General features: G+C 48.5%; 10 protein-coding genes. 6 read left to right on the forward strand and 4 right to left on the reverse strand.

Going from position 1 to position 8,518, the window contains the following annotated elements:
- The first annotated feature begins 320 nt into the window (after window positions 1–320).
- Window positions 321–707 (forward strand): SMU1112c/YaeR family gloxylase I-like metalloprotein, encoded by a 387-nt coding sequence (gene gloA2 / locus HMPREF0673_RS02780; protein ID WP_007897631.1) that lies wholly within the window; start codon window positions 321–323, stop codon window positions 705–707.
- Between the two features lie 89 nt (window positions 708–796).
- Window positions 797–1,579, forward strand: a complete 783-nt coding sequence (locus tag HMPREF0673_RS02785; protein WP_040596280.1) for a ZIP family metal transporter — start codon at window positions 797–799, stop codon at window positions 1,577–1,579.
- 170 nt (window positions 1,580–1,749) lie between these two features.
- On the opposite strand, the gene HMPREF0673_RS02790 is transcribed toward HMPREF0673_RS02785, so the two are convergent.
- Window positions 1,750–2,196 carry a cupin domain-containing protein gene (locus tag HMPREF0673_RS02790; RefSeq protein ID WP_007897637.1) on the reverse strand — a complete coding sequence of 149 codons (447 nt, stop codon included), beginning with the start codon at window positions 2,194–2,196 and terminating at the stop codon, window positions 1,750–1,752.
- A 279-nt stretch (window positions 2,197–2,475) separates the two neighbouring features.
- On the opposite strand from HMPREF0673_RS02790, the gene HMPREF0673_RS02795 reads away from it, so the two are divergent.
- The 3 genes from HMPREF0673_RS02795 to HMPREF0673_RS02805 are packed head-to-tail and all read left to right on the forward strand — an operon-like array spanning window position 2,476 to window position 4,059.
- Window positions 2,476–2,847: a winged helix-turn-helix transcriptional regulator gene (locus HMPREF0673_RS02795; protein ID WP_007897638.1), complete on the forward strand. Its 372-nt coding sequence runs from the start codon at window positions 2,476–2,478 to the stop codon at window positions 2,845–2,847.
- Between the two features lie 33 nt (window positions 2,848–2,880).
- Window positions 2,881–3,252, forward strand: a complete 372-nt coding sequence (locus tag HMPREF0673_RS02800; protein ID WP_245544221.1) for a rhodanese-like domain-containing protein — start codon at window positions 2,881–2,883, stop codon at window positions 3,250–3,252.
- A 42-nt stretch (window positions 3,253–3,294) separates the two neighbouring features.
- Window positions 3,295–4,059, forward strand: a complete 765-nt coding sequence (locus HMPREF0673_RS02805; RefSeq protein ID WP_007897643.1) for an SDR family NAD(P)-dependent oxidoreductase — start codon at window positions 3,295–3,297, stop codon at window positions 4,057–4,059.
- 102 nt (window positions 4,060–4,161) lie between these two features.
- On the opposite strand, the gene dnaB is transcribed toward HMPREF0673_RS02805, so the two are convergent.
- From dnaB to panC, 3 genes are all read right to left on the reverse strand, one after another.
- Window positions 4,162–5,700 (reverse strand): replicative DNA helicase, encoded by a 1,539-nt coding sequence (gene dnaB, locus HMPREF0673_RS02810; RefSeq protein ID WP_007897645.1) that lies wholly within the window; start codon window positions 5,698–5,700, stop codon window positions 4,162–4,164.
- Between the two features lie 192 nt (window positions 5,701–5,892).
- Complete coding sequence (panD, locus tag HMPREF0673_RS02815; protein ID WP_007897649.1) at window positions 5,893–6,234, reverse strand: aspartate 1-decarboxylase; 342 nt, start codon at window positions 6,232–6,234, stop codon at window positions 5,893–5,895.
- A 12-nt stretch (window positions 6,235–6,246) separates the two neighbouring features.
- Complete coding sequence (gene panC, locus HMPREF0673_RS02820; protein ID WP_007897651.1) at window positions 6,247–7,098, reverse strand: pantoate--beta-alanine ligase; 852 nt, start codon at window positions 7,096–7,098, stop codon at window positions 6,247–6,249.
- 241 nt (window positions 7,099–7,339) lie between these two features.
- Between panC and HMPREF0673_RS02825 the strand changes: the two genes are divergently transcribed.
- Window positions 7,340–8,401, forward strand: a complete 1,062-nt coding sequence (locus HMPREF0673_RS02825; protein ID WP_040596274.1) for a LacI family DNA-binding transcriptional regulator — start codon at window positions 7,340–7,342, stop codon at window positions 8,399–8,401.
- Window positions 8,402–8,518: the final 117 nt, after the last annotated feature.

An 8,518-nucleotide genomic window follows, 5' to 3' on the forward strand; every position in this document is an offset into this window, starting at 1 on the left:
GTGTAGCGTCCCGTTCCTGCACCAATGTCGAGCAGGAACGAGTCAGGCTTGATGAAGCGGCGCAAGTGATGCATGGTGGTTTCAAACTCTACGATGCCGTGCCTGCGCTGCAAGCGAAGGTCTTCGGGGTGCTTGTCGTAATATATGTTGTTTCTTCAAACAACAATAATTCCCAACAAAGGTAATCATAACTTTCAACATTCCACTCTCTACTCTCGTTTTTTTACAACACACCATTTACTCAATAAAAATTTTGAGTTTACATATAAAGCAATTATTTTTGCAGCACATAACATAAACAGAAAATTAGAAAGAATATTATGAAACTCAACAAAGTACACCACGTAGCCGTGATCTGCTCCGACTACGAACGCTCTAAACAGTTCTATACCGATGTGCTCGGCATGAAGATCAAGAGCGAACACTATCGCGAGCAACGCCACTCATGGAAGGCAGACTGCTTTCTTGGCGACTCGTACGTCGTAGAGTTGTTCTCCTTTCCCAATCCGCCTGCACGTCCTTCCTATCCCGAAGCAGCAGGTCTGCGCCACCTTGCTTTCGAGGTGGACGACCTCGCGGCGGCGGTCGGCGAACTCGACAGCAAGGGCATCACGCACGAGCCTATCCGCACGGACGAATACACCGGCAAGCTGTTTGTATTCTTCAACGACCCAGACGGACTGCCGATAGAACTGTACGAAAAGTAAGGAAGCATCACTTTTAGGTATTGCCCGACTCGCAACAAAGTTGTATCTTTGCATCGTAACAAACAAATAAAAAGAAGAATATGACAGAAATGACAGCAACAATAATCGTAGGACTTCTCATTCCGCTATTAGGTACGATGCTGGGATCGGCTTTCGTGTTCTTTATGAAAGACGAAATGTCCGCACGACTACAGAAATCATTGTTGGGCTTTGCCTCCGGAGTGATGGTGGCAGCATCCGTGTGGTCTTTGCTTATTCCGGCGATGGAGATGAAGGCTGACAGCGGCGCATGGTCGGTAGTGCCGGCTGCCGTGGGTTTCCTGATGGGTATAGGTTTCCTGCTGCTTATCGACGAACTGACACCCCACCTCCATATCGGCACAGACAAGCCCGAAGGCGTAAAGTCACACCTTTCAAAAACTGCCATGCTTACCCTTGCCGTAACCATCCACAACCTGCCCGAAGGTATGGCTGTAGGCGTAGTGTTTGCCGGAGCCGAAAACCAAGTTTCAAACATCTCCTTAGCCGCAGCCATTTCCGTATCGTTAGGCATAGCCATACAGAACATCCCCGAAGGTGCCATCATCTCCATGCCAATGCGGGCGGCAGGCAACAGCCGATGGAAATCCTTCGTGTTAGGATCTCTCAGTGGAGTCGTCGAGCCAATCGGAGCCATCGCCGTCCTCCTGCTCGCCTCATTTCTTACGCCGGCACTCCCCTACATGCTCGCCTTTGCTGCAGGCGCCATGTTCTACGTAGTAGTGGAAGAGCTGATACCAGAAGCCTCAAGCGGTCAGCACAGTAATCTCAGCACTATAGGTTTCGCCATCGGCTTTGTGCTAATGATGGTGCTCGATGTGGTGATGGGATAACAGAAAGATAACAACAATAGCAGTGCTTGAGGTAAGAAAATGAGTACTCTCTATGTAGTACTCGAGTAATCTCACAACTATACTCGAGTAATCTCACCACCGTACTCGAGTAATATATCCACCAGTACTCAAGTACTCTCCCCTACAAGTACTGCTACACCATTATAGAACTACCACTTGAGTTCCTCGCTCAATATCACACCGTCTGTGGCATCCTCTGCCATAAACGTGTTGCTCTTATACTGCACGCAGAGCATAAGCATCTCTTCCGAACCGGTATTCTTGATGGCGCGCTTGCCCTCGGGAGCCACACGGATGATGCTGCCCTCGCCTACCGGAATGTTCTCGCCGTCTACCTGATACAGACCTTCACCTCGAAGGATGAAGTAGAGTTCCTCGTGATTCTTGTGCGTATGCAGAAAACCGCCGTCCTGACCTGGGGCGAATGTCTGGAAAGACAGTTCGCTACCTGTTGTGCCGAGAGCCTGACCTACGAACACCTTGCCTGGTATCTGAATGTCGCCCAACTGAAGGACATAATTCTTCACCTCGCTAAGCTTGCCTACACTGACTGCTGTGAAATTCTTACCCGTCTTTGTTGTCTCTACTGATTTCATTGTTTTCTTTGTTTTAATTAATAATTTCGTTTGTAGCTCGCGGTATGAGCAAGATACCCACACCCACCATATTTTGCTTTTACTGCTGCAAAATTACTAAGTTTCAGAACGCTACACAAGTAGGTACGCAAACGTAAGTCAGTTACTTTAAGGTGACTAATACTGAAAACAAGACGCTTGCATCGCTGTGGTTTAAAGTAGTTTAACAATATCGTTGACAACCATGTCAATTCTAATAGTTACTTTTGTATAGTAATACGACTCTAATCACATAATTGCATGAATACAAACGAAGTAAAAGACGCACTTTTCCCCAATTGCCCAATACGCAATATACTCTCGCGCATAGGCGACAAATGGTCTATGCTCGTACTATACACACTCGAAACAGACGAAGCAAAGAGATTCAAGGAACTTCAGCGCAACATACCCGATATATCGCAGAAGATGCTTACAGCAACTTTAAAGATGCTCGAAGCCGACGGACTGGTGAAACGCGAGGCTTTTGCCGAAGTACCGCCACGTGTCGAATACTCGCTCTCAGACAAGGGAAAGACCTTGCTGCCACACATCAACGCCCTTATCTCATGGGCTACAGACAACATGGACGACATCTACGAGTCAAGAAGACATTATCTTATTAAGGATTAACCACATATTATAATAATGAAAACAATAAAAATCATGAGCATACTTACTATGCTCTGCGCCATCTTCTCTTGCAAGGCGCAGAACAAGGGCTTCGAGAGCGTATCGGCAGACGCATACGAGAAGATAATTGCCGACACAACGGTAGTGCGACTTGACGTACGCACAGCAGAAGAATTCGCTGCGGGTCATATCGAGAACGCCGTTAATATAGACGTGCTGAAACCCGACTTCGAGCAGAAGGCGTGTGAAATACTCCCTAAAGACAAAGTGATAGCCGTGAACTGTCGCAGCGGCAAGCGCAGCAAGAAGGCAGCCGGCATACTCGTGCGCGACGGTTATGTAGTTGTAGAGCTCGACAAGGGCTACAACGCATGGGTAGACGAAGGTCACAAAGTAGTGAAGTAGAGCTACACCTGAACATATCAAACCATTTAACACCAGACTATTATGAAGAAGACAGCACTCATAACCGGTGCCACAAGCGGCATCGGCGAAGCCTGCGCAAGAAAGTTTGCCGAAGGCGGTTACAATCTTATTCTCACGGCTCGCCGTGCAGAGAAGTTAGCAGAGATAAAGGCACAGCTCGAAGCTGAAGGCACGAAGGTGCGCACCTTGGTGTTCGACGTGCGCGATGCCGAGGCGGCAAAACAGGCAATCGGTTCGCTCGAAGCTGAATGGCAGACAATTGATGTTCTGATCAACAACGCCGGACTCGCGCTCGGTCTCGAAAAGGAATACGAGGGCGCCCCCGAAGACTGGAACACGATGATAGACACCAACATAAAGGGGCTGCTCACCATGACACGCCTCATCGTGCCGGCTATGATAGAGCGCAACGAGGGCCACGTAATCAACATTGGCAGCGTTGCAGGCGACGCAGCATATGCCGGTGGCAATGTCTATTGCGCCACGAAGGCAGCCGTGAAGACCATAACCGATGGCTTGCGTATCGACGTAGCCGAATCGGCAGTTCGCGTAACGAACGTGAAGCCCGGGCTCGTTGAGACCAACTTCAGCAACGTCCGCTTCCACGGCGACAACGCCCGCGCCGAGAACGTGTACAAAGGTATCGTTCCGCTCACTGGTGCCGACATTGCCGACGTAGCTTTCTACGCAGCTTCCGCCCCGAAACACGTGCAGATAGCCGAAGTATTAGTGCTCGCCACACATCAGGGAAGCGGCAGCGTGATACACAGAGAGAAAAACGCATAAAAGTAAAAAGGTAAAAAGGTAAAAGGGCTTTTATTAGGCTGCGTGGTATGGGCAAGATGCCCATACCTCCTACTTTTTTACTCTTTTACCTTTTTACTTTTATCAGAACGGTGCAGGATCGGCAGGCGAGCCGAATGGTGCACTTTCCATCATATCTGGCGGCAACGGCATATCGCCTGTATTCATCTTGCTACCAATTATCTCCGAGCCAAACGGTGCATCGCCAATGGGTGCCGACTGCTTCTGCGGATCCTGGAAGCGTGTGAACTCGCCACGGAACGTGAGGAGCACATCGCCCGTGGCACCCTTACGGTGCTTGGCAATGATAATCTGCGCCATGCCGCGAAGGTCGTTACCCTTCTCGTCGGTGAGGATATGGTAATACTCGGGGCGGTGTACGAAGAGCACCATGTCGGCATCTTGCTCAATGGCTCCCGACTCACGAAGGTCGGACAGCTGCGGACGCTTACCTTCCAAACCCTCACGGTTCTCGACAGTACGGTTGAGCTGCGAAAGAGCGAGGATAGGTATGTCAAGCTCCTTGGCGAGACCCTTCAGCGACTGCGAAATCTTCGACACCTCCTCCTGACGGCTGCCGAAGCGCATACCGTTGGCGTTCATAAGCTGGAGGTAGTCGATCATGATTATCTTCACACCCTTCTCGCGCACGAGGCGGCGTGCTTTGGTGCGAAGCTCGAAGATAGAGAGACCAGGTGTGTCGTCGATATAGAGTGGCGAGCCTTGTAGATTACGCACGTTCTTGTCAAGGCGCTCCCACTCGTCGTCGGAGAGCTGTCCGTTGAGCATCTTGTTGCCAGGTATCTCACAGACGTTGGAGATAAGACGATTCACGAGCTGCACGTTGTTCATCTCAAGAGAGAAGAAGGCGATAGGCGTATGATAGTCGACAGCGATGTTCTTCGCGAGCGAAAGGGCAAACGAAGTCTTACCCATGGCAGGACGTCCGGCGATGATGACAAGGTCGGAGCTCTGCCAACCACTCGTCTTCTCGTCGAGTTTCTCGAAGCCCGTAGGCACACCAGTCAAGCCACCGGCGTTGGCAGATGCCTTCTGCAGAATGTCAATAGCACGGGTGATGACGGGGTCAACCTGCGTGTAATCCTTCTTCATGTTGCGCTGCGAGAGTTCGAAGAGCGAACCCTCCGCCTCCTGCATCAGTTCGTCCACGTCCTGCGTCTCGTCGAAAGCCTTTGTCTCTACGACGCTGGCATAAGAGATAAGCTGACGTGCGAGGAACTTCTGCGCAAGAATCTTGGCATGATACTCGATGTGAGCCGAAGAAGCCACGTGCGAGCTAAGATCGACAATGTAGGGCGCACCGCCCACATCGTCGATAGTGCCTTCGCGCTTTAGCTCGTCAACGACGGTCATAATGTCGACAGGGTTCTCGTTCATCGAGAGTGTCTGTATGGCGTTGTATATCTTCTGGTGACGTGGCTCGTAGAATGTTTCGGGGCGCAATGTCTCTGAAACGATAGAGAACGCATCCTTATCAATCATAAGCGCGCCAAGCACCACCTTCTCTATATCCACAGCTTGCGGCTGCAGATGTCCGTAGTTCTTGTCGAAAGCCTTTGGCGCAGCTTTCGAAGAGCGTTTTGCAGTAGGATTATCTGGCATAAATGAAATTAATGTTGAGTGTGGAATGTTGAATGTGGAATGATTGCCTATGGCAATGTAAAATGTGGAATGTGGAATGTAGAATTGTCGGCTTCGCCGATGAAGAATTCATCAATAAAGAATTCATTCAACACTCAACATTGCGGCTCTGCCGCGACCATTCAACATTCAACACTCAACATTCAACATTTGCTACACTTTATTATTCTCGGGGAATATAACTGAGGGACGGAAAGTCTTAGCCTCCTCAAAGTCCATGAGGGCGTAGGAGATGATTATCACGGTGTCGCCCACTACAACCTTGCGTGCAGCAGCACCGTTGAGACAGATACAGCCCGATCCGCGTTCACCCTTGATAATATATGTCTCGAAGCGCTCGCCGTTGTTGTTGTTCACAATCTGCACCTTCTCGCCTTCAATCATATTGGCAGCATCCATGAGGTCTTCGTCGATGGTGATGCTGCCGATATAGTTAAGATTCGCTTGTGTTACCTGCGCACAATGAATCTTCGACTTTAATACTTCTATCATCATATTTCTGAGAAACTATTTCTTATAAGTAATGTGGTCAATCAAACGTATCGGTGTCTTGCCGCAATAAACTGTGATACAACCTACTACATACGCGCTGTCGTCCCAATTAGCAACGTCGAGCAATGTATCGCCGTCAACGATTGAGAAATACTCCACCTCAAGTCCGTCTACAGCGTTGATGGTAGAGACTACATACTCGTGAGTCTCTGCCAATGTGTGTGTCTTGGCATACTCGCGGCTCGATTGCAAAGCCTCGTAGATGCGTGGAGCGATGGCACGCTCGTCGGCAGAGAGTAGCGTGTTGCGTGAACTCTTTGCCAAGCCGTCGGCTTCGCGTATTGTAGTACATTCGACAATCTGCACATCAAGCTTGAGGAAGCGCACCATTGCCTTCACGACAGCAATCTGCTGCCAGTCCTTCTCACCGAAATAGGCACGATCTGGACGTACAATATAAAATAGGCGCGATACAACCTGACACACACCATTGAAATGGCCCGGACGATGCGCACCCTCCATCACCGTTGTGACTGGTGGAAACTCAAACTGACGTTTGTCCTCTACGGGATACATCTCCTCTACTGACGGAGCGAAAACATAATCGGCACCACAAGCCTCCAACAAAGCGCAGTCTGCATCAAGTGTGCGCGGATAGCGCTCAAGGTCGCTCTTGTCGTTGAACTGAGTCGGATTAAGAAAAACAGAAACTACGGTCGCTCCATTCTCCGCAACACTGCGTTTTACGAGCGACGCATGGCCCTCATGGAGGGCACCCATTGTTGGCACAATACCTACCTTTTTTCCTGACTTCCGAACTTCAAACAACTCATTCTGAAGTTCAACTATACTTCTGAATAGTTTCATCTTTATAGTGTTTAAAACCTAAAATACATTCGATACGTTTCGAATTTCAATGCAAAATAACAAAAATTTTATCAGACAAGCGCATGTAAAACAGAAAATCTTCAATCGAAGCAATAAAGTTGCATCCGAGGAGTGGATATTTCAATATTTTTATTTAAATTTGCACGTAATATGCGGGTTGGCGCATCATTGTACCAATCATATAATAACAAACCCAAAAAGAAACGCACAACCATTAGGAATGGAGAAAATCAGAATTAAGGATATTGCAGAAAGAGCAGGCGTGTCGGTCGGAACAGTAGACCGCGTACTACACAATCGTCCGAATGTATCGGCACCGGCACGCGAGAAAGTAGAGAAGGCTCTCAAGGAGATGGAGTATCAGCCCAATGTCTATGCAAGCGCGTTGGCTTACAACAAGACATACGTGTTCTATGCGCTCATACCACAGCATGAGTCGGAAGCCTATTGGGAAGAGATTGAGCAGGGCGTGCAGAAGGCTATAGAGGTAAGGCGCGACTTCAACATTAACGTAAAGATTATGTATTATGAGCGTTTCAATAACAATTCGTTCATCGATTGTTATACACAATGCCTCGCATCGAACCCCAACGGCATAATAATAGTGCCACAGGACATCGAAACAACCAAACAATTCACTGATATTCTCCACGAGCAACAGATACCATTTGTGATGCTCGACTCCTATATGCCCGACCTTAAACCGCTTTCTTTCTTCGGTCAGGACTCATTCTGCAGCGGTTACTTTGCTGCCAAAATGCTTATGCTCATCGCTTCAAACGAAAAGGAAATCATGCTTTTCAAGCAGATGAAGGACGGCAAGGTGACCAGTAAGCAGCAGGTGAACCGCGAAGTGGGCTTTCGCCATTATATGCACGACCATTTCCCGCAGATTAAAATCACAGAACTATGCGTACCTTTCAAGGGTACACGCAGCGAATACGATGCTATACTTAAAGAATTCTTTGAGCAGCATCCCGACACACATCATTGCATAACACTTAATTCAAAAGCACACATTGTGGGCGAGTTCCTGCTTCGCAACAACATGCGCGACATACAAATCATGGGCTACGATATGGTAGCAAAGAACGCAGAATGTCTGCGCCAGGGCAGTATGTCGTTTATCATCGCGCAGCACGGCTACCAGCAAGGCTATAGTTGCGTAGACACTCTGTTCAAAGCCATTGTGCTGAAGAAGAAAGTGCAACCCGTAAACTATATGCCAATCGAGCTTCTAACGAAAGAGAATGTTGATTTCTACCGTCGCACACAGCTTTGATAAAAGTAAAAAGGTAAAAAGTAAAAAGGACAGATAAAAGTAAAAAAAGTAGGAGGTGCAGCAGTCCCTACTGCACCAACCAAGCAAAAGATAGGAGGTATGGGCATCTTGCCCATA

Origin of the sequence: Leyella stercorea DSM 18206, from assembly GCF_000235885.1 — a bacterium.
GTDB classification, from domain to species: Bacteria; Bacteroidota; Bacteroidia; order Bacteroidales; family Bacteroidaceae; genus Prevotella; species Prevotella stercorea.